At 57.0% G+C, this 20,641-nt stretch carries 21 protein-coding genes; 9 read left to right on the top strand and 12 right to left on the bottom strand.

Features of this window, described 5'->3' with window-relative positions; translation table 11 throughout:
• Positions 1–5 precede the first annotated feature (5 nt).
• Positions 6–302, top strand: a complete 297-nt coding sequence (locus AC2FLB_RS02575; protein ID WP_496691065.1) for a DUF7742 family protein — start codon at positions 6–8, stop codon at positions 300–302.
• On the opposite strand, the gene AC2FLB_RS02570 is transcribed toward AC2FLB_RS02575, so the two are convergent.
• On the bottom strand, positions 283–621 hold the full coding sequence (locus AC2FLB_RS02570) for a TraR/DksA family transcriptional regulator (RefSeq protein ID WP_496691066.1): 339 nt from the start codon (positions 619–621) through the stop codon (positions 283–285). The two genes, AC2FLB_RS02575 and AC2FLB_RS02570, sit on opposite strands and share 20 nt — an antisense overlap.
• Before the next feature lie 84 nt (positions 622–705).
• Between AC2FLB_RS02570 and cysE the strand changes: the two genes are divergently transcribed.
• The gene (gene cysE, locus AC2FLB_RS02565; RefSeq protein WP_496676121.1) at positions 706–1,515 is read left to right on the top strand and encodes a serine O-acetyltransferase; all 810 of its coding nucleotides are present in this window, start codon (positions 706–708) and stop codon (positions 1,513–1,515) included.
• Between the two features lie 61 nt (positions 1,516–1,576).
• Here cysE and AC2FLB_RS02560 read toward each other — a convergent pair whose 3' ends face one another.
• The 5 genes from AC2FLB_RS02560 to AC2FLB_RS02540 all read right to left on the bottom strand — a co-directional run bounded on the left by AC2FLB_RS02560 (position 1,577) and on the right by AC2FLB_RS02540 (position 7,055).
• A complete protein-coding gene (locus tag AC2FLB_RS02560; protein ID WP_496708558.1) occupies positions 1,577–2,872 on the bottom strand; it encodes a pyruvate dehydrogenase complex dihydrolipoamide acetyltransferase in 1,296 nt (431 codons plus the stop codon).
• Positions 2,873–2,887: 15 nt separating this feature from the next.
• Positions 2,888–4,258 carry a pyruvate dehydrogenase complex E1 component subunit beta gene (locus tag AC2FLB_RS02555; RefSeq protein WP_496688402.1) on the bottom strand — a complete coding sequence of 457 codons (1,371 nt, stop codon included), beginning with the start codon at positions 4,256–4,258 and terminating at the stop codon, positions 2,888–2,890.
• 15 nt (positions 4,259–4,273) lie between these two features.
• The gene (gene pdhA, locus AC2FLB_RS02550) at positions 4,274–5,263 is read right to left on the bottom strand and encodes a pyruvate dehydrogenase (acetyl-transferring) E1 component subunit alpha (protein WP_142633213.1); all 990 of its coding nucleotides are present in this window, start codon (positions 5,261–5,263) and stop codon (positions 4,274–4,276) included.
• Between the two features lie 175 nt (positions 5,264–5,438).
• Positions 5,439–5,738 (bottom strand): FtsB family cell division protein, encoded by a 300-nt coding sequence (locus AC2FLB_RS02545; RefSeq protein ID WP_185956602.1) that lies wholly within the window; start codon positions 5,736–5,738, stop codon positions 5,439–5,441.
• 126 nt (positions 5,739–5,864) lie between these two features.
• Positions 5,865–7,055 (bottom strand): phosphoglycerate kinase, encoded by a 1,191-nt coding sequence (locus tag AC2FLB_RS02540; RefSeq protein ID WP_496708557.1) that lies wholly within the window; start codon positions 7,053–7,055, stop codon positions 5,865–5,867.
• Positions 7,056–7,188: 133 nt separating this feature from the next.
• Between AC2FLB_RS02540 and AC2FLB_RS02535 the strand changes: the two genes are divergently transcribed.
• Both AC2FLB_RS02535 and AC2FLB_RS02530 read left to right on the top strand, forming a co-directional pair.
• Positions 7,189–7,695, top strand: coding sequence for a peptidylprolyl isomerase (locus AC2FLB_RS02535; protein WP_271947577.1), 507 nt, complete (start codon positions 7,189–7,191; stop codon positions 7,693–7,695).
• The gene (locus AC2FLB_RS02530; protein ID WP_142633219.1) at positions 7,688–8,236 is read left to right on the top strand and encodes a peptidylprolyl isomerase; all 549 of its coding nucleotides are present in this window, start codon (positions 7,688–7,690) and stop codon (positions 8,234–8,236) included. The genes AC2FLB_RS02535 and AC2FLB_RS02530 overlap by 8 nt, the downstream gene beginning before the upstream one ends.
• Before the next feature lie 59 nt (positions 8,237–8,295).
• Here the strand turns inward: AC2FLB_RS02530 and aqpZ are convergent, their stop codons facing one another.
• Positions 8,296–8,982, bottom strand: a complete 687-nt coding sequence (aqpZ, locus tag AC2FLB_RS02525) for an aquaporin Z (protein WP_282021819.1) — start codon at positions 8,980–8,982, stop codon at positions 8,296–8,298.
• Positions 8,983–9,159: 177 nt separating this feature from the next.
• Between aqpZ and AC2FLB_RS02520 the strand changes: the two genes are divergently transcribed.
• Positions 9,160–9,933 (top strand): hypothetical protein, encoded by a 774-nt coding sequence (locus AC2FLB_RS02520; RefSeq protein WP_496708556.1) that lies wholly within the window; start codon positions 9,160–9,162, stop codon positions 9,931–9,933.
• 77 nt (positions 9,934–10,010) lie between these two features.
• Here AC2FLB_RS02520 and AC2FLB_RS02515 read toward each other — a convergent pair whose 3' ends face one another.
• The 4 genes from AC2FLB_RS02515 to AC2FLB_RS02500 form a co-directional block, all read right to left on the bottom strand.
• Entirely contained in the window at positions 10,011–10,511 is a 501-nt protein-coding gene (locus tag AC2FLB_RS02515) for a bactofilin family protein (RefSeq protein WP_271947570.1), read from the bottom strand.
• Complete coding sequence (locus AC2FLB_RS02510; RefSeq protein WP_496708555.1) at positions 10,501–11,826, bottom strand: DUF5930 domain-containing protein; 1,326 nt, start codon at positions 11,824–11,826, stop codon at positions 10,501–10,503. The genes AC2FLB_RS02515 and AC2FLB_RS02510 overlap by 11 nt, the downstream gene beginning before the upstream one ends.
• A gap of 210 nt (positions 11,827–12,036) precedes the next feature.
• A complete protein-coding gene (locus AC2FLB_RS02505) occupies positions 12,037–12,909 on the bottom strand; it encodes a ferritin-like domain-containing protein (RefSeq protein ID WP_496708554.1) in 873 nt (290 codons plus the stop codon).
• Between the two features lie 28 nt (positions 12,910–12,937).
• Positions 12,938–13,399, bottom strand: a complete 462-nt coding sequence (locus tag AC2FLB_RS02500) for a peroxiredoxin (RefSeq protein ID WP_496705946.1) — start codon at positions 13,397–13,399, stop codon at positions 12,938–12,940.
• A 68-nt stretch (positions 13,400–13,467) separates the two neighbouring features.
• On the opposite strand from AC2FLB_RS02500, the gene AC2FLB_RS02495 reads away from it, so the two are divergent.
• From AC2FLB_RS02495 to AC2FLB_RS02480, 4 genes are all read left to right on the top strand, one after another.
• Positions 13,468–16,851: a YhdP family protein gene (locus tag AC2FLB_RS02495; RefSeq protein WP_496708553.1), complete on the top strand. Its 3,384-nt coding sequence runs from the start codon at positions 13,468–13,470 to the stop codon at positions 16,849–16,851.
• 44 nt (positions 16,852–16,895) lie between these two features.
• Positions 16,896–17,942, top strand: a complete 1,047-nt coding sequence (gene queA, locus AC2FLB_RS02490; protein WP_496708552.1) for a tRNA preQ1(34) S-adenosylmethionine ribosyltransferase-isomerase QueA — start codon at positions 16,896–16,898, stop codon at positions 17,940–17,942.
• Between the two features lie 111 nt (positions 17,943–18,053).
• Positions 18,054–19,328, top strand: a complete 1,275-nt coding sequence (locus AC2FLB_RS02485) for an MFS transporter (protein ID WP_282021879.1) — start codon at positions 18,054–18,056, stop codon at positions 19,326–19,328.
• Between the two features lie 108 nt (positions 19,329–19,436).
• The gene (locus tag AC2FLB_RS02480; RefSeq protein WP_142633241.1) at positions 19,437–20,015 is read left to right on the top strand and encodes a DUF924 family protein; all 579 of its coding nucleotides are present in this window, start codon (positions 19,437–19,439) and stop codon (positions 20,013–20,015) included.
• On the opposite strand, the gene AC2FLB_RS02475 is transcribed toward AC2FLB_RS02480, so the two are convergent.
• Complete coding sequence (locus tag AC2FLB_RS02475; protein ID WP_496708551.1) at positions 20,012–20,446, bottom strand: hypothetical protein; 435 nt, start codon at positions 20,444–20,446, stop codon at positions 20,012–20,014. The two genes, AC2FLB_RS02480 and AC2FLB_RS02475, sit on opposite strands and share 4 nt — an antisense overlap.
• Between the last annotated feature and the right edge of the window lie 195 nt (positions 20,447–20,641).

Below are 20,641 nucleotides of genomic sequence, written 5' to 3'. Positions count from 1 at the left end.
GCGCGGTGCGGCCCGTATTGCACGGAGATGTCAGCACGGCGGCGCGTGTTTTGTTGAACGCGCCGCCCGATCAGCGTGACCGTTTATGCCGACGTATGATTGCCGAAGCTGAAACGGCTGATGGCCATGTAAGTAAAACAGGGCGGCTACACCCGTTGTTCGGCAACGGTTCGTTAATGGCTGCGGCGCGAAACCGGCGCCTTGCCGCCGAACCCTCATTCGATGATCTGCAGTATTGCCGGTGTTTTGAGACGGTGCTGCGTCATTTGATCCGGTTCCGCATCAACCAGAAGCACAGCTGACACATCTGGTTGCGGCGAGGTCCAATTCCAGTCGGCCATTTGGAATCGGCTCGCCGCAATCTTCGCAGAATCCGTATTCTTGACTTTCAATCCGCTTCAGCGCGGCCAAAAGGCGTCGGTATTCCAGGTCCCGATTGACTTGGTGCGCCTTGGCCATGGCCTGGTTCTGTAGCGCATCCATCCGGCTCAGACGACCGATAGATTGTTGATCCAGTTCAACAACAGATTGCGCATCTTTCCCGGCCTGCGACTGGCGCGCCAATTCGTCCAGCCTGACAAGGATTTTCTCGTTGATTTGCTTCAGGTCAGCCTCATTCATTTTCGTTGCTTTGCCGATCACGGGTTTGCGTTTGGCGTTTTAGCCACTAAATGGCATTCTAGGCGCAGCAAAGGATCAAAAGCCATGTTGGAAAAGCGCAGTCATGTCACACCCGTAGATCCCGTTTGGGATCGCATCACGACCGAGGCTCAGGCCGCGGTCGAGAATGAACCACTGATGGGTGGATTGGTGCACGCCTGTATTCTGCATCATCGCAGCCTGACCAGAGCATTGTCCTATCGCGTTTCCGCTAAACTATGCTCGAACGAAATGTCGATGATGGTTCTGCGCGAGATCGTGGACGAAGCTTATGCTGACGATCCCCATTTGATTGAGGCCGCCCGCGCAGATCTGATGGCGGTCTACGAGAGGGACCCGGCCTGCCACCGTCTTCTGCAACCGATCCTGTATTTCAAGGGTTATCAAGCGATGCAGGCCTACCGCGTCGCCCATTGGCTATGGCTCAAGGGGCGATATGATCTGGCCTATTTCTTCCAGATGCGGTCCTCCGAAATCTTCGGCATCGACATTCACCCGGCTGCCAAAATCGGCAAGGGGATCATGATCGACCATGCTCATTCCATCGTGATCGGTGAAACGGCCATCGTTGGCGACAACGTTTCGATGTTGCATTCGGTCACGCTGGGCGGGACCGGAAAAGAAGAGGAGCAACGTCACCCCAAGATTGGTGATGGCGTTTTGATCGGCGCCGGCGCCAAAGTCTTGGGCAATATCGAAGTGGGCCATTGTAGCCGGATTGCCGCCGGTTCGGTGGTGCTGCAAGAGGTGCCACCTTGCAAAACCGTTGCCGGTATTCCGGCCAAGATTGTCGGTGAAGCAGGATGTGACCAGCCCTCGATCTCGATGGATCATATGCTGGGCAAAGATCACTAGATCTGAAGGTTCTTAAAGAAAAAGGCCGCCCAGAAGAGGGCGGCCATTTTTTAGTCAGATATCAGGCCAGCATGACCATCGGGTTTTCCAGATTGTCGACGATCGCCTGCAGCAGCTGCGCACCGAGGGCACCGTCGATGACCCGGTGATCGACCGACATCGTAACCGACATGACCGTTGCAACCGTCAGTTCGCCATCGTCACCAACAACAGGTTTCTTTGCGCCAGTGCCGACGGCCAGAATGCCCGCATGCGGTGGGTTCACGATAGCGTCGAAATTGTCGATGCCGAACATGCCCAGGTTCGAGACCGCAAATGTGCCGCCCTGATACTCATGCGGGGCCAGCTTGCGTTCGCGGGCACGGGCAGCCAGGTCCTTCATCTCGGTTGAAAGCGCTGATAGCGACTTGGTGTCGGCGTCTTGCAGGACCGGCGTGAACAGGCCACCTTCGATCGCGACGGCAACGGCCACGTCCGAGGGTTTCAGCTGCAGAACCCGATCTCCCGCCCAGACGGCGTTGCATTCGGGCACCTGTTGCAGCGCATTGGCCAGGGCCTTGATGATGAAGTCATTGACGCTGAGTTTGACGCCACGGGCCTCAAGTTGCTTATTCAACTGACCGCGGAATTTCAGCAGTGCATCCAGCTTGATATCCCGGCGTAGATAGAAATGCGGGATGGTTTGTTTGGCCTCTGTCAAGCGCGCGGCGATGGTTTTGCGCATCCCGTCCAGCTTAACCTCTTCATAATCGCGGGATTCGTACATCCGCATGACCATATCCGTCGAGGGGCCGGTTGGCGCGGCTGTGGAGGCTGGTGCTGATGCGGCCTGTACAGGGGCAGCCGCCACAGCAGGGGCTGCGGTTGCGCTTTCGACATCCGCCTTGACGATACGCCCATGTGGGCCGGATCCACTGATTTGCGCTAGGTCGAGACCTTTTTGCGCAGCGATGCGACGAGCCAAGGGCGAGGCGAAGATACGACCGCCATCTGCCTTGACCGGCGCTGCCGGGGCGGGGACGGGCGCTTCGGACGCCGCTGGAGCGGAAGCCTCGTTGCCCGTGGCGGCTGGCGCCGCCGCCGGAGCCGCTGCACTGATATCATCAGCGCTTTCGCCTTCTTCCAGCAAAACCGCGATGGCGGTGTTGACTTTGACCCCTTCGGTTCCTTCAGGGATCAGGATTTTGCCGATTGTGCCTTCGTCAACGGCCTCGAACTCCATCGTGGCCTTGTCGGTTTCGATCTCGGCCAGCAGATCTCCGGAGGAGACGGTGTCGCCCTCTTTGACTAGCCATTTGGCAAGCGTGCCTTCCTCCATGGTCGGCGACAGGGCGGGCATCAGAATTTCGGTGGGCATCTGTCTGTTGCTCCCTTACCGGTAGGTCACTTGTTTGACGGCTGCGATCACCTCGTCGGTGGTCACCAGCGCCAGTTTTTCGAGGTTCGCTGCGTAGGGCATCGGAACATCCTTGCCGGTGCAGTTGATGACAGGCGCGTCGAGGTAATCAAACGCTTCCTGCATCACCACCGATGAGATGTAGCTGCCGACCGAGCCTTGCGGCCAGCCTTCTTCGACGGTCACAAGCCGGTTGGTCTTCATCACCGAATTGATGATTGCGCCAGTGTCCATCGGGCGGATGGTACGCAAGTCGATCACTTCGGCGCTGATGCCGTCCTCGGCCAGTTTATCGGCGGCTTCTAGTGCGAACTGCATGCCGATGCCAAAGCTGACGATGGTCACGTCTGTGCCCTCGCGCCAGATGCGGGCCTTGCCCAACGGAATGCTCAGGTCATCCACCTGCGGTACTTCGAATGAACGACCATAGAGGATTTCGTTTTCCAGGAAGATCACCGGGTTCGGATCGCGGATCGCGGACTTCAGCAACCCTTTGGCGTCGGCCGCTGAATAGGGCATGACGACCTTGAGGCCGGGGATCTGCATATACCAGGCCGCATAGTCCTGACTGTGCTGCGCGGCCACGCGGGCGGCGGCACCGTTCGGACCCCGGAACACGATGGGACAGCCCATCTGACCGCCGGACATATAGAGCGTCTTCGCGGCCGAGTTGATGATCTGGTCAATCGCCTGCATTGCGAAGTTGAAGGTCATGAACTCGACAATCGGTTTCAACCCGCCAAAGGCCGAACCAACTGCGATCCCGGCGAAACCATGCTCGGTGATCGGAGTATCGATTACGCGCTTGGCGCCAAACTCATCCAGCAAACCTTGCGAGATTTTATAAGCGCCCTGATACTCCGCGACTTCTTCACCCATGAGGTAGACGTCACCGTCATTGCGCATTTCTTCGGCCATGGCGTCGCGCAGGGCTTCACGCACGGTTTCGGACTTCATCTCGGCATCAGCTGGCCAATCTGGGGACAGATCTACCTTAGGTGCGGCTGGGGCAGAGACAGGAGCAGGGGCCTCAACCGCAGCAGGGGCGGCTTCGGTCGTCGCTGCGGCTGCGGGTGCAGCCGCGGGCAGGGCGGAGGCGTCTTCGCCTTCTTCGACGAGGATGGCGATAGGGGTATTTACTTTGACCCCTTCTGTGCCTTCAGCGATCAGGATCTTGCCCATGATCCCTTCATCAACGGCTTCAAACTCCATCGTGGCCTTATCGGTTTCGATTTCGGCCATGATATCGCCGCTTGATACGGTGTCGCCTTCCTTGACCAGCCATTTGGCCAGCGTGCCCTCTTCCATCGTGGGGGAAAGGGCGGGCATGAGAATTTCGGTTGCCATGTCTTAATCGTCCTCTCAGGCGTAGATATCTGTCCAAAGCTCGTCCAGCGACGGCTCGGGGCTTTCTTTCGAGAATTCAGCGGCTTGATTGACGATCTCTTTGATCTCTTTGTCGATCGCCTTCAGGTCATCCTCGGTCGCGTGTTTGCCGGAAAGCAGCAGCTCGCGGACATGTTCGATCGGGTCGCTTTGTTCGCGCACCTTCTGAACCTCTTCGCGGGTGCGGTACTTGGCCGGGTCGGACATCGAGTGTCCGCGATAGCGATAGGTTTTGATTTCCAGAATGTACGGACCTTTGCCTGCGCGGCAATGGGCGACGGCCTTTTCGCTGGCCTCTTTGACCGCTAGCACATCCATTCCGTTGACGATCTCGCCAGGGATGCCGAACGCCTCGCCCCGGTGATAGATGTCCTTGGTTGAGGTCGAGCGCGCCTGGGACGTCCCCATGGCGTATTGGTTGTTCTCGATCACAAAGATCACCGGCAGTTCCCAGATCGCGGCCATGTTGAAGGTCTCATAGACCTGCCCCTGGTTTGCGGCGCCGTCCCCAAAATAGGTGAAGGTGACGCGGCCGTTTTCCTGATACTTGTCGGCAAAGGCCAGACCGGCACCCAGAGGAACCTGCGCCCCGACGATGCCGTGACCGCCATAGAAATGCTTCTCTTTCGAGAACATATGCATCGAACCGCCTTTGCCCTTGGACAATCCGCCCTCGCGCCCGGTCAGTTCTGCCATTACGCCGCCCGGATCCATGCCGCAGGCCAGCATATGCCCATGATCGCGATAAGAGGTGATCCGCTTGTCACCTTCTTCGGCGGCTGCTTCCAGTCCCACAACAACTGCCTCTTGACCGATATACAGGTGGCAGAAACCACCGATCAGACCCATGCCGTATAGCTGGCCAGCCTTTTCTTCGAATCGGCGGATCAGCAACATTTCACGGTAATAGGTCTTGAGTTCTTCCGCAGAAACGTTTGGTTTCTTTGTGGTTTTTCGCGCAGCCATTGTGGCGATCTCCCCCTCTCGGCAAGATAGTTTAGCGTTAAACTATCTAATAGAACATTTGAGGCTTTCTGGCGAGTGGAAATATTGCGCTGTTGTTTGACACGCGGAAAACCGTTCAGGTAGGGACGTATGCGTTACCACAGCAGGGATTTCCGACGAAGAATTTTGGTCCCGCTCAGCGGATGACAATCTCATCCGAGCGGATCATACCAAGGATCGAGCGCGCCTGCTGATCCAGTAAATCGAGGTCAAGATAGGTGTCTGAAAGCCTGCGGGTCAGATTTTCCATTTCGGCGATTTCGGTGCTCAACGCTGCAAGGTCGCGCGACAGAGCATCCCGTTCCGCTGCAATCTCGACCCGTCGAAACAGGCCATAGTCTCCCTGGACGGCAGCAAAGGTGAAATACACACCCAGCATGAAAGCCACCGAGAAAAAAGCAACTGAGCCCAAACCGGGCCGATGGGAACGGGACACTCTGTTTACCGCCGTATGAAGTCTGCCTCAATGTCGTGCCATTATGCTTGGCATCTGACTGCACTATGTCACAGGTGATTCGGCTTGTGAATCCCCCGATTCGCAAAATTACCCGTGCAGCTGAATTTATTGTTCCAGCGCGGCGACACCGGGCAGGGTTTTACCTTCCATCCATTCCAGGAATGCGCCGCCTGCTGTCGAGATATAGGTGAAATCCCGCGCCGCGCCGGACGCGTTCAGGGCGGCTACGGTATCACCACCGCCCGCGACCGAGACCAACTGGCCCGAACGGCTGAGCGCGGCAGCTTTCAGTGCGGCCGCATTCGTTGCGGCATCGAACGGTTCCAGTTCAAAGGCGCCCAAAGGGCCGTTCCAGATCAGGGTTCGGCTTTGGCTGATGACTTCAGTGATAGCGGCGACACTCTCGGGGCCTGCATCCAGGATCATGCCGTCTTCGGGGCATTGGTCTGCGGGCAAAACCTGATTCGGCGCATTGGCCTGGAAGGTTTTTGCAACAACCACGTCACACGGCAAAACGATCTGGCAACCAGAGTTTTCCGCCTTGGCAAGAATCTCTGCGGCAGTGTCTTTCATCGCGATTTCGGCCAGCGATTTGCCGACACTGATACCTTGTGCCACCAGAAAGGTGTTGGCCATGCCACCGCCGATGATCAGGTGATCCACCTTGTCGATCAGGTTGCCCAGCAGCTCCAGCTTGGTTGACACTTTTGCCCCACCGACCACTGCTGTTACCGGACGCTCGGGCGCGCCAAGAGCGCTTTCAAGTGCCTGCAGCTCGGCCTGCATCAGCCGACCAGCGCAGGCAGGCAGCAGGCGAGCGATGGCTTCGGTTGAGCTGTGGGCGCGGTGCGCAGCGGAAAAGGCGTCGTTGCAGTAGACCTCGCCCAGTTTGGCCATGCCGGCGGCCAGATCAGGATCATTCTTGGTTTCAGCAGCATGAAAACGGGTGTTTTCCAACAGCAATACTTGCCCGGCTTGCAGGGTGTCTGCGACAAGCTCGGCCTCGGTTCCGACGCAATCGGCTGCGAACAGAACCTGCGCACCAAAGGCGCTTTCCAATGTGGGGATAAGTTGTTTCAGCGACAGGCTTTCGCGCCGCTCTCCGCCCGGGCGTCCGAAATGGGCCAAAAGGATAGGCTTGCCACCTGCAGCGAGAATATCGCGTACTGTGGGTACGATGCGCTGAATCCGGGTAGCGTCGGTCACGACCCCATCCACCACGGGCACATTGATATCCACGCGCACCAGCACGCGCTTACCGTTCAGGTCCATATCGTCCAGTGTTTTCCAGCCCATCGCGCGATCCTCGTGTTTGGCAACCGATCTAGGCGGTTCTTTTCCTGCATTTTGCCCTCAGGTCAATGCGTCACTTGGCTTTCGCGTGCGTGGCGCATAGGTATTTGCGCAAGATAAACGACAGGAGGGCCACATGGCCGAGATCAAGGATCCCGAAAACACAATCATCATCGAGCTGAAGGGCGGCAATGTCGTCATCGAGCTGCTGCCAGATGTGGCCCCGCAGCATAGCGCTCGGATGAAGGAACTGGCGCGCAGCGGTGAATATGACAACGTGGCATTTCACCGTGTGATCGACGGTTTCATGGCGCAAACCGGTGACGTGCAGCACGGCGATATGGAAGACGGATTCAACCTGCGCAGTGCAGGCACAGGCGGGTCATCGCTGCCGAATGTTCCGGCAGAGTTTTCGAAACTGCCGCATGATCGCGGCACGTTAGGCGCGGCTCGGTCGCAGAATCCGGACTCGGCCAATTCGCAGTTTTTCATCAACTTTAGCGACAACCATTTCCTGAACGGCCAATACACGGTCTATGGCCGTGTCATCGACGGGATGGAGCATGTGGACGCCATCGTTCGGGGCGAGCCTCCCGCAAGCCCGGATCGTATGATCAGCGTTAAGGTGGCTGCCGATGTATAAGCTGGCCGCCGCATTTGTCCTGCTGGCTGGTCCTGCACTGGCCACCGGCCTTGAGATCGAGATTGAGGGCGAGGGGGCCAATGGCACCGTAACCGTTGATCTGTTTGACGATATTGCCCCCAAGCATGTTGAACAAATTAGCGCCCTTGCCGCTGCTGGTCAGTATGATGGCGTGGTGTTTCACCGCGTGATCGACGGCTTCATGGCTCAGACCGGTGACGTTGAACACGGTCGGGTCGGTGGCGATATGCGTCGTGCCGGTACTGGTGGTTCGGATCGGCCGGATCTGCCAGCAGAGTTCTCGGACTATAACTTTGATCGTGGTGTTATTGGCATGGCCCGGGCGCAGGATCCCGACAGTGCCAACTCGCAATTCTTCATAATGTTTGAACCTGGGCCGTTCCTGAACGGTCAGTATACGGTTGTCGGTCAGGTCACTGACGGTATGGACGTTGTTGATGCGATCAAGCGGGGCGAAGGCCCGAACGGAGCCGTAATCGGCCAGCCGGATGCGATGAAAAAGGTCACCGTGACCGAATAGATAAAAGGACCCCGGTGCCTGGTCAGGTGCCGGGGTCTTTTTGTAAGCGTGCGCTTGGATCAGTCGTCAGACATGGCCTTCCAGATCAGCGCACCAATCGCGCCGCCTATCAGCGGGGCAACCCAGAACAACCATAGCTGAGTCAACGCCGGCCCATCGGCAAACAGGGCAACACCGGTTGACCGTGCCGGGTTGACAGATGTGTTGGTCACCGGGATCGAGATCAGGTGGATCAGCGTCAGCGCCAGACCGATGGCAATCGGCGCGAACCCTGCCGGAGCACCGCTTGAGGTCGCGCCCAGAATGATCAGGATGAAAAATGCCGTCAGTACGATCTCGATCACCAAGGCGGACATCATCGAATAGCCCATGGGTGAAGCCTCGCCATAGCCATTGGACGCAAAGCCTCCAACCCCGGCGAAATCTGGTGCGCCGCTGACGATCAGATACAGAACAGCCGCTGCTGCAATGGCTCCGATGACCTGAGCAATCCAATAGGGCAGCAGATCCTTAGCCGGGAACCGTCCGCCGATCATTAAACCCAGACTGACTGCCGGATTGAAATGCCCGCCTGAAATGTGGCCAACGGCAAATGCCATAGTCAGCACTGTTAGGCCAAAGGCGAAAGATACGCCCAACCAGCCGATACCGACATCCGCGACGCCAGCCGCTAAAACAGCGCTACCGCAACCGCCAAGCACCAACCAGAATGTACCGAAAAATTCAGCCATGAGTTTTGTTGACATGAAAAGTCCTCCGAAAACCAATGGGCTGTAGTGTAATCCAAAACGCAGAAATATCGAAGCTACTCATCACACATAGAAATTCGGCGGAGAATGAAGGGGTATTTGGGCGCGCTTGCCACGTCAAAAGTGGGCAGATAGACCTATGGGTGTGGCATGGAAATATGGGTTCAGTCTACGATGACGTCAAAGACGAATAAGCCGGTTAAGGCCAAGTTATTGCCGGATGATCCGTTCTTCCCGCTTATTCAGGATGCTTATCGCGTTTTTAAACGTCCAAAGCCAAGCAGCATCGAGGTCTGCGAAGGGTGCTGCATGGAACCGGATATCGAGGCTGATTTCTTTCACCCGCCCATTCAGGAACTGCCGTTGCACTATCTTCAGGACTGGTATTTTGCAGCGAGTGATCCGGGAGGGATTGCCAAGAATACCTGGGCCTATCTTTTGCCGCGTGTGCTAGAGGTCTTGGCCTGTGGCGAAGAGGTAAGCTCTGTCGGGATCGAAGTCAGCCTGAGCCGGTATCCGACGGGACAGGCCCGGAACTGGTCGTCGGAGGAGTGGCGTGTCCTGGACGATTTCCAGAAACGCTTTCTTCTGAAGGCGATCGAAGGGGGCTCAGAAGAATGTCTGGACGATACGCTCTGCATGTTTCGCCTCGGGGGTTGGCCAATGGATAGCCTTTTGGCGCAAGTAGCCGCAGTTAAAACGGCGACTTTGGCAGAACGGTTCTGGCAGGACTGGTGTTACGGGTATGCGCCCTCGGTTTGGATCACGGCCTTCTGGGAAAGCCTCGACGGCACGGCTGCATTCGATTTTTACACGTCTGAAGTCATGTATCGAAGAATGCAGCAGCTTGCCTTTGATGATGGCACGCCACCAGAATTGTCCGAAAAGGCGCTGATGGTCGCAGAAGTGATCGAGGCCAATGCGACCTGGAACCAACCTGATCAGTGAAAGCCTTTCGGTCAGAATTGCAAAAGAAAACGCCGCAGGCTGTCCCGCGGCGTTTGTTTCCTGTCAGTCTGTCAGGGTTACTGTTTGACGTCAGCAGCCGGGTTAGCGCCCGGTTTTCCGCTGCGGCCAGGGTTCAGAGGATCGTCCTGACGCTGAACGGAGCCTTCGAAATGCGCGCCGCTTTCGATGGCGATTGTCTTGTGAATGATGTCGCCTTCGACCCGTGCGGTCGAGGTCAGGCGCACTTTCAGGCCACGCACGCGGCCAACGATACGGCCGTTGATGACAACGTCATCTGCAGTGACTTCGCCCTTGATGGTCGCCGTTTCACCGATGGTCAGCAGATGCGCACGAATGTCACCTTCCACCGTACCTTCGACCTGAATGTCACCCGAGGTTTTCAGGTTGCCGGTGATGTGCAGGTCCGAAGACAGGACCGATGCGGGTGGCTTGGGTTTGGGCGCGGTGCTGGCCTTGGTTTCCGTCGGTGCAGGGGTTGCCGGAGTGGCCGGAGCGGCAGGCTTGGCGGCCTCTGGGGCATTGGTTCCGGGCTCGTTGATTTTGCTCTTAGAAAACATTTCTTGCAGCCTTGATGTAAGTCATTGGGTTAACTGGTTTTCCGTTTACGCGGACCTCATAGTGCAGGTGCGTTCCGGTCGACCGTCCGGTGTTACCCATATCAGCAATATGATCCCCGCGCGAGACCCTTTGGCCAACCTTAACCCGTAACTTGGTGTTATGAGCGTAAAGTGTCTCAATTCCGAAGGCGTGCCGGATTTTGACCAGACGCCCGAAACCCGATTGCCAGCCCGCATGGGTGACTACGCCGTCGGCGGTCGCAAAGATATCAGTTCCATGTGCACCGGCGAAATCGGAACCGTTATGCATGCGGCGACCGCCCGTTTTTGGGTCACGGCGCGTGCCGAAGCCACTGGTAAAGCGGACAGCCGCTTTCACCGGGCTGGCAAACGGGGCCTTTTCTGCTGCGATACGATAGAGGTTCAGCTGGTCCATCTGTTGCAACAGAGTGTTCGCGCGGATCTCGTCGGGGGTCAGGTCCTCACCGCGCGTGCTGAAGGAAATTGGGGTGAGGGGGCCACCCATGCCGCTATAGCCACGCCGTACTTCTTCAATGATACGGTCAGTTGGCATACCTGCCTGTCGGAACATCTTGTCGAGCGGTTCAACCGAGATGATCATTGCTTCTTCTAGCTGACGGAAAATCTCGTCGCTGCGTTCCTGCATCAGCCGGATCTCAAGCTCGAGATCGTCCCGCTGATCCAGTGCGTTCCGGGCGTCGGCTGCGATCTGATCACGCTCTTGAGCAGTACGGGTCAGAGCAACGGTCATAAATTCCATCTGTTCGGGGCTGGCAGTGTTTGCCAACATGAGCCCATCATCGGAATCTGATTGTTGCAGCGCCGCAAGCTCCTGACGGGCAGATTCCCGTTGTTTCATGGTGGTGCGCAAGGTGGACTGGATAACCTCGATCCCCGTTTCCAACTCACGGCGTCTGTTTTCGGACGCCAGCAGCTCGGACTGCATCGCAGAAATCTGTTCAAGCGCGGCGTTGAACCGGTCCTGAGCCATCAGAGCCTCATGAGCGCGCACGTCACGCTCTGCTGACAGGATATTCAGCCGCTCCTGATATGTCGCCTGATCGCGCTTGGCCTGTTCCCGGAAGTTGCCTGATCCGATGCTGTCCATCAACAGGATTGCCGTAGTGACCGCAGTCCAGCCAACAAACAGGGCAACACCAGCAACTGCAAAGATTTGTGTCTCTGAGCTGAGCCGGATGAACCGTGTGTCATTGTCAGATTTCAGAAAAACCCGGCGTTCCGGGAAGTGCTGCTCAAGCAGCGAATGTAGTTTGATTGCCAGACGTGTTCGCACGCGCCTTACCTCTCGATCCCCAAATTCGGGATCGGTTGTGAGTGGTCTCCGTCCCTTGGGGCAACTGCATAGAGGGGACGTCCGATTTGGGCAAGTTTGTTAACTAGTTCACACAACAAACAGGGTTAATCCCGCCAATTCTCGGCGAGAAATTGCCGATTACATCAACTGGAGGATGTTTCAAAGACCGCTATGACCGTGCATGCCAACCTAGCGGGCAGAGCCGGGCGGCGGCAGGCCTTCGGTCAGCGGCCAATAGAAATCCGGCGGTAGTCCGGCTTCGGCCCGCTTTTCTTCGTTGAAGGGCGGTTTAAGAACGCCATGAAAATAGCGCCGGACCAGATCGTGAAAGATACCCTTTGGGTCAGCGTTCTCGCGTCCGCAAAGGAAATGGAACCACTTGGACCCGTAAGCAACATGCCCGACTTCTTCGGCGTAGATCACCTCGAGCGCTGCAATGGCCTGTTCAGCCTTTGCCTTGCGGAAGATGTCAATCATGCCGGGGGTCACATCCAGACCCCGCGCCTCAAGCACCATTGGCACTACGGCCAAACGGCCCATCAAATCTTCTGCTGTATCTTCGGCCGCGCGCCACATACCCGCATGGGCGGGCAGGGCGCCGTAATGACTGCCCATCTGTTCCAGGCAATCGCAGACCATTTCGAAGTGGCGCGATTCCTCTTCGGCGCATTTGACCCAGTCGTCGTAGAAACCGATAGGCATAGGGACATGGCCAAATCGGGCGATGATATCCCAATGCAGATCAACCGCGTTCAGTTCGATATGGGCGACCGCGTGTAGCAGGGCGATGCGCCCAGCCTCGGAGCCGGGGCGGCGCCTTGGGACATCCCGGGGGGACAGCAAATCTGGTTTGTCCGGTCGGGTGGGATTCAACGGCGGTGTTGCGGTGCCCACTTCAATCGCAGGAGCGTCCCCTGATCGCGCCGCAAACCAAGCTGCGGCATGGCGCTTGGACAGGGCGGTCTTTTCGCGCCCGTCAGCTGTGGTCAGAACTTCGGTCGCCATTTGGGTCAGTGTTTTCGACACCGGGATATCTCCGCTTTCAAGATTTGTGCGGGTCATAATCCGGATGACGACCGCGGTGAAGGGGTTACAGCGCGCGCACGGCTTCCAGTACCTCTTCCACATGGCCGGGCACTTTGACCTTTCGCCAGATGCGAGCGATCTTACCGTCGGCGTCAATCAGAAAGGTCGAACGCTCGATCCCCATCGACTTGCGCCCGTACATGTTCTTCTCGACCCACACACCGTAATCCTCGCAAACGGTCGAGCCTTCGTCGGACAAAAGTGGCGTCGTAAGACCGTGTTTGGCGACGAATTTGTCATGCTTAGCCACCGTGTCGCGCGAGATGCCGAAAACCTGGGCGCCGGCATCAGCAAAGGCTTGAAGTTGTTCCGAGAAACCGATGGATTCCTTGGTGCAGCCCGGCGTATCATCACGGGGATAGAAAAACAAAACGACGGCGCTGCCTTGCAGGTCTGACAGCGTAACCTCACCACCGCCGTCGCGGGGCAAAGTGAAACCGGGGGCGATGTCTGTAACGTCGGGCATTGGAAACTCCGCTAAAGGTTTTTAAGTGCTGCCTGACATCATGGTGCGGTGCAAGCAGGTAATAGGGCGTGGGTCGGAATTTGGCGCGGCAAGAAGATACACAAGAAGGCCCGGACGGGAAACCCCGCCGCCGTCGGTCACGCCGCCGCATCGCTGCGTGGGGGATCGTCGGAACCTTCCTGTTGCTTTGCCTGCTGGCCTTTGGCGGCTGGTTCTTTCTGATTGGCAAACAGCTGCACGCACCCGACTGGATGCGGGCCCAGGCCGAAAAACGGCTGGATCAAAGCCTTGGGGGGATCAAGATCCGCTTTGGCGATGCTAGCTTTATCGTCAACGAAAACTGGTTGCCACGTTTGCGACTGACGGATGTGACCATAAGCGACGCGGCGGGACAACAGATCGCGCAAGTGGCGGATATGCGCACACGGTTGTCGATGCGGTGGCTGCTACGAGGGAAAATCCGGCCGCGCACGATTACCCTGCGCGATGCCCAAATCGCATTGACCCGCGGATTGGACGGGGCGCTTTCGTTGACAGTCGGTTCTGGCAGTGCACCGGTTCAGCGGGCGCGGACATTGATCGAGTTGATCGAGGAATCTGACGATGTCTTTTTGTCACCGCTGCTGTCGGGCCTGCGGTCGGTCGAGCTTGAGTCGTTGACGCTGGACTATCAGGATTTGCGCCTGTCGCGCGCCTGGGTTTTCGACGGCGGACATATTTCGATCATCCGTACCGGTGACGAAATGCGCATGTCCACCGGGTTCTCTGTTCTGACAGGGCGCGATTATGCCAGTTCGATTGAGGTAAATTATACCAGCGTACTTGGAACGCCCCAGGCAAGCTTTGGCTTTGCCATAACCGACCTGCCTGCCGAGGATATTGCAAGTCAAAGCCTTGCCTTGTCATGGTTACAGGTCCTTGACGCTCCGATCTCGGGCGCGGTGCGCGGCAGTGTTGATGGCAACGCGGCGCTGGGGCCGTTATTTGCGACCCTGAACCTTGCGGCAGGCGCGGTGCAAGCCAACCAAGAGACAAAACCGATTCCGTTTGAATCCGCCAGGGCTTATTTCAGCTATGACCCAAGTCGGCAGGAGCTGGATTTCGACGAGGTTTCTGTAGTCTCCGCCTGGGGGTCCGTTCAGGCCGAGGGAAGGGCCTTTTTGAGAGGTATCGAGAATGGACTGCTGGAAAGCCTGACCTCTCAACTCCGTCTCAGCAGCATCGACATCAACCCGGCTGGGCTGTTTCCGGAACCCCTCAAGTTGGCGCGTGCCGACCTTGATCTGAAGATGAAGCTGGCCCCGTTCGAGTTGCGCCTCGGACAGATGACGGTTGAAGACGAAAACCTAACGCTGCGTGCTAGGGGTAATCTGAATGGTGAAGCCGAAGGTTGGTCGGGGTACCTCGAGGCTCATCTGGACGAGTTGGAGTCAGGCCAGTTGCTGAGATACTGGCCCCAATTACTTGCCGAAAAGCCGCGTAAATGGGTGTCCGACAATTTATATGAAGGCCGGCTCTCGGATGTCGATTTTGCATTGCGGTTGAAGCCGGACACCAAGCCGGACATTTACTTGGACTTCGGGTTCGACGACGCCAAAGTCCGCTTTGCCAAAACTTTACCTCCGGTCCAGGACGCTCAGGGGCAGGCCAGCCTGATCAACCAACGGTTTACCGTGACAGCCGAGAAAGCGGTTGTCATTGCCGATCAGGGCGGCCCGATAGACGGGTCAGGAACATCCTTCATTATTCCGGATACGTCGATCAAAAAGCTTTCGCCGGCGATTGTGCGCGTCAAGGCCAAGGGCTCGGCAACGGCCGCCTTGTCTTTGATGGATCGTCCCCCTCTGCAGCTGATGACAAAGGCAAATTTGCCCGTGGATGTGGCCTCTGGCGATGTGGAACTGTCAGGCACTTTATCTCTGCCGATGAAGAAGGGGTTGAAGTTCGATGAAACCCAGTTTCACTTTACTGGTAAGATTGGTGATGTGCACAGTGATCGCTTGGTCAATGGTTTTGTCGTTAGAGCGCCTCAGTTGACTATTTCAGGTGACCAATCCGCTGTCGAAGTCGGCGGCGACGGATATTTCGGCGACGTGCCCCTGCAGGCAACCTGGCGCCAGCCTATTGGGGGTCGAGAACCGAAACCCAGTGAACTGAAAGGGCAGATCGAGATTTCGCCCCGGTTGGTGACCGAGCTGCGTGCCGGGTTACCAAAGGGTATGCTGACTGGAAAAGGCGTTGCCGAAATAACCTTGGGCATCGGTGCTGGCCGCCCCCCGAAACTGACGGCGACATCGGATCTGGAAGGCGTAGTGCTGTCTATCCCCGAGCTCGGGTGGCGCAAAGGCGCTGGTACCAAGGGGTCGATGGATGTCGAGGCAACGCTGGGCGATCAGATGCGCGTGGATACACTTCGGCTGGATGCGGCGGGGTTGAGAAGCCTGGCCTCCATTAATTTCAAAAATGGTGCTTTCGATCGTGTTGAGTTCAGCTCATTCGAACTGGGGAACTGGCTTGCGGTTCCGGCGGAGCTGATTTCACGGGGGTCAGCCTTGCCCGACATCAGGGTTTTAGGGGGCGTGATGAATCTGGGGGGCGCGACCTTTGGATCCTCCGAAGGTGGTGGCGGTGGTTCCGGGCAGGGGCCCGAGCTGGATGTAGTGTTGGATCGCCTCCAGATTACAGAGACGATCGCCCTGACCGGGTTCAAGGGAAAATTTGCGACAACTGGCGGTGTCAGCGGCGCGTTCACGGCGAATGTAAACGGCGGTGCTGCTGTGCGCGGACAGGTGACCCCGCGCGGAGGGCGCAGTGCAGTCAATCTGACCTCTGGTGATGCAGGTGACGTTCTGAGATCGGCCAAAATGATAACCCAGGCGCGCGGAGGCAAACTGGACCTGCAACTGGAACCGGTCGGCGGGGCCGGGAACTTCGATGTCATCATGAAGATCGTGAACACCCGAATTCATGACGCCCCGGCCATGGCTGCCTTGCTGAACGCAATCAGCCTTGTTGGGCTTGTGGATGAAATGGCTGGGCAAGGCATCTTTTTCTCGAGCATCGAAAGCCGAATGCGGATTACGCCGACCGAAATCAAGGTTCTCAGCGGCAGCGCCGTCGGTCCTTCGATGGGATTGTCCTTCGACGGGACAATCGACACGGTTAGCGAAATGCTGAACTTGCGTGGCGCGATTTCCCCAATCTATCTGGTGAATGCGATTGGAAGTGTCTTCACCAAAAAAGGTGAAGGTGTGATCGCGTTCAATTATACTCTGACCGGCCCTTTGAAATCACCCTCTGTCTCGGTCAACCCTCTGTCAGGGCTTGCGCCATTGTTCTTGCGCAACCTTCTAAGGGAGCCCGCGCCGAAGGTTCAGGATGGGCCAAATGCACAGAAAGCCAAGCCGGATGAGCCTAAGCGCACCTTTGGATCGCCGCCAAAAGACAACTGAACAGGGATATAGCCGAATCTGTTACGACCCTGTAAGGCGCGCCCATGAAACTCAGCGATTTCGATTTCCACCTGCCCGAGAATTTGATTGCCACCCGGCCTGCCAACCCGCGGTCTTCGGCGCGTTTGCTTGTGGCCGAGGGCGATGCAATCTCGGATGCGCATGTCTTTGACCTGCCAGATTGGCTGCGACCCGGTGACCGGCTGGTGTTGAATGATACGCGGGTCATCCCGGCACGCCTCAGCGGGCGGCGTCATCGCGACAGTGCGCAAGGGCCGGTGTCTGCGTCGATCGAAGCGACGTTGCTTGATCCGCAGGCAGACGGCACCTGGGCGGCGTTGATCAAGCCTCTCAAGAAGGTCAAGACAGGTGAGGTGATCCGGTTTTCGGATCAACTGAGCGCTGAGTTGGATAGGGTGGCGGACGGGCAGGCCTTTCTGCGGTTTAACCTTACGGGGCAGGATTTCGATGCTGCGCTGGAACAGGCCGGCACCATGCCGCTGCCGCCCTATATTGCCGCCAAGCGCCCTGCCGATGCGCAGGACAAGACGGATTACCAGACGATCTGGGCGCGCAACTCCGGGGCAGTGGCCGCGCCCACCGCGTCGCTGCATTTTGACGAAGCGCTGATGCAAGCGCTTACCGCGCGCGGCGTTTCTGTTTCCTACGTTACGCTTCATGTCGGTGCCGGAACGTTTCTGCCAGTCAAGGTCGAGGATGTGACGACCCATAAAATGCATGCAGAATGGGGCAGGGTCAGTGCAGAAGCCGTCAGTGAAATTCGTGAAACCAAAGCCATAGGTGGCCGTGTCATTCCGGTGGGCACAACCGCGCTGCGATTGATCGAAAGCGCCGCCCGCAGTGGGCAGATCGTACCTTGGGAAGGCGATACCGACATCTTCATCTATCCGGGCTTTCAGTTTTACGTCACGGATGCGCTGATCACCAATTTCCATCTGCCGAAATCCACGCTGCTGATGTTGGTTTCAGCTTTGATGGGGCAGGATCGGATGCAAGAGGTTTATGAGCACGCGATTGCGCAGAACTATCGGTTCTTTTCATATGGGGATGGGTCGCTTTTGATCCCTTGAGCGGCGTGTTGTCGGGATCGTTGCGTTTCGATGTCGTAGACAAGCTGGTTCAAAGCCGTTTTTGATATAAAAACGAATCTCTAGTTCAGGTTAGCAATCTCGGAGGCCTCTATGCTTCAGGTCATTACCAGCGCGTGGTCACTTCTTCTTGGCATGGGCCTGCTTATGATTGGCAATGGCCTGCAGGGCACAATCCTGGGCGTCCGAGGCGAGATCGAAGGGTTTTCGACCCTTCAGATGTCTGTTGTGATGTCAGCTTATTTCGTAGGTTTCCTCGGAGGTTCTCGCCTTGCACCGGAGATGATCCGGCGGGTGGGGCATGTGCGGGTCTTTGCTGCGCTCGCTTCATTTATTTCGGCCGTGATGATCATGTATCCGATGTTGACCGAGCCAGTCGCGTGGGCTTTGGGGCGTGTCGTGATCGGGTTTTGTTTCTCGGGCGTGTATGTCACCGCCGAAAGCTGGCTGAACAACGCGGCCAATAACGAGAACCGGGGCCAGGCGCTTTCGCTTTATATGATCGTACAGATGACTGGGATCATCACCGCTCAGGGGCTTATGCTGGTTGGCGATCCTGCTGGTTACGAAACCTTTGTGATCGCATCCATTCTGGTTTCGGTATCCTTTGCTCCGATTCTGCTGTCGATTTCACCGACACCGGCATTTGACACGACCAAGCCCATGACATTGCGTGATCTGATGGGGAAGTCGCCGTTGGGCTGCGTGGGCATGTTCCTGCTGGGCGGAGTGTTCTCGGCCCAGTTTGGTATGGCGGCGGTCTATGGCGCGCGCGCTGGGCTGACACTGGTTGAGATTTCGACCTTCGTGGCCGCCTTCTATATCGGAGCAATTCTGCTGCAATATCCGCTGGGTTGGTTCTCGGACCGGATGGATCGCCGGTTCCTGATCATGCTGGCGGGCATCATTGGTGCTTGCGGGGCGGCCACTGCGATGATGTTCGGGTCGACCTCATTTCCGTTCCTTCTGGCCTCGGCCTTTGTGATCGGAGGCATGTCTAACCCACTGTATTCGCTGCTGATTGCGCATACGAATGACTTTCTGGAGCATGAGGACATGGCCGCGGCCTCTGGCGGTCTGGTCTTCATCAATGGACTGGGCGCCATTGCTGGCCCGCTGATTACCGGTTGGTTGATGGGCGATGACGTGTTCGGACCGTCGGGCTTTTTCCTGATCATCTTTGCACTGCTTGCAGCCACTGCTGTCTATGCGATGTATCGCATGACACAGCGTGCGGCGATTCCTGTGGATGAGACGGGCACCATGTCTCCGCTTTACCCAACGGCCTCGCCGGTGGCGTTCGAATTGGCGCAAGAGGTGGCTATCGAAGCCGCCGAAGCCGATCAGGAAACGCAAGATGTAGCCTAGGACACGAAATTATGTCGCAAGTGTTGCAAATTTTTACTGTCACAAATCTGTAAATCAGCCTTAAATGACGTTACGTCCCTGGGGAGGGCAAAACGACGGAGCAAGGCAATGGTAGGGCCTGAAGAAGTATTGAGTTTTTGGCTGGATCAGGTGGGTCCAGATGGTTGGTATATTGAGGATGAAGCGCTAGACGCAGAGATCCGCGAAAAATTTCTTTCCACATGGGAAATTGCTAATGAGGGAAAGTTCTCTCTCTGGCTGACATACCCCAGCGGGGCACTGGCCTATATAATTCTGATGGACCAGTTTCCTAGAAATATGTTCCGCGGCAGTGGTAAGGCGTTCGCCACTGATAAGGCGGCCTTGTCGGCAGCGAAATGCGCCATCGACAAGGGCTGGGATCTGAAGATTGACGAACCCGCGCGGCAGTTCTTTTATCTTCCACTGATGCACTCGGAAAATCTGTGTGACCAAGAGCGTTGTGTACGCCTGATGTGCCAGAATATCGACGAATCCAAGTCAACCAACCTGCTGCATGCAAGGGCGCATAGGGAGGTGATCCGAAAGTTCGGCCGTTTCCCCTATCGTAACGAAGCATTGTCGCGCCCCATGACCGAACATGAGGCCGCCTATGTAAACATGGGCGGGTACGGATCCACCGTCCGAGAGCTTCAGGCCGCAGGTTAGCCTTCGACCGAACAACCTTTGATTGTGATAATACGGTCGGCCACAGTGTCGGCCGTTTTTTCTATTGCGGTGCTGATAAAGGCGTCAGGCGTTTCGGCAACCGCAACGATACGAGACTGCGCCGCCTGCAGCGTATCTTCGATTTGGCTCAGGCGGTCGAGCGTTTGCGAGACCCGTTGGGCGGTGGCGGTGTCGGCAAGCGCGCCATTGACTTGTATGGTCGCGAGTTCAGTGCGAAGTGCTGCCAATTCACTGCGCACCCCTTGAACCTCTTCGCGCAAAGGGGCGACGATCTGAACCTTCTGTGAAAAATCAGACATCAGGGACTGCGCTGTTGTGGTCAGTTTCCAGCCCAAAAACAAACACAAGGCCACCAGGATAAGCGTGGCGTTGATTAGGGCGAGGACCAGATCTTTCAGCGTTTTAGCCATGTTATGCCTTTCGCGTAAATGGATTTAGAATGGAGCAACTGGGATACTTAGCTATCTTCTAGCGTTTCGAACGGGTGCGGTATAGGCTCGAACCTCTGCAATCCGTATGGGTTTACCCTGCGTAGCTTTTGTCGCGGGGACTAAGTGTTGAAGGGTGGCTGGTATTAGTTTAATGGTAAACTAATTTGGAAATGA

The organism is Ruegeria sp. CDSA236, assembly GCF_059611285.1.
Note: the sequence above shows the minus strand (reverse complement) of the source record. Positions and strands in the feature narration are given on the sequence as shown.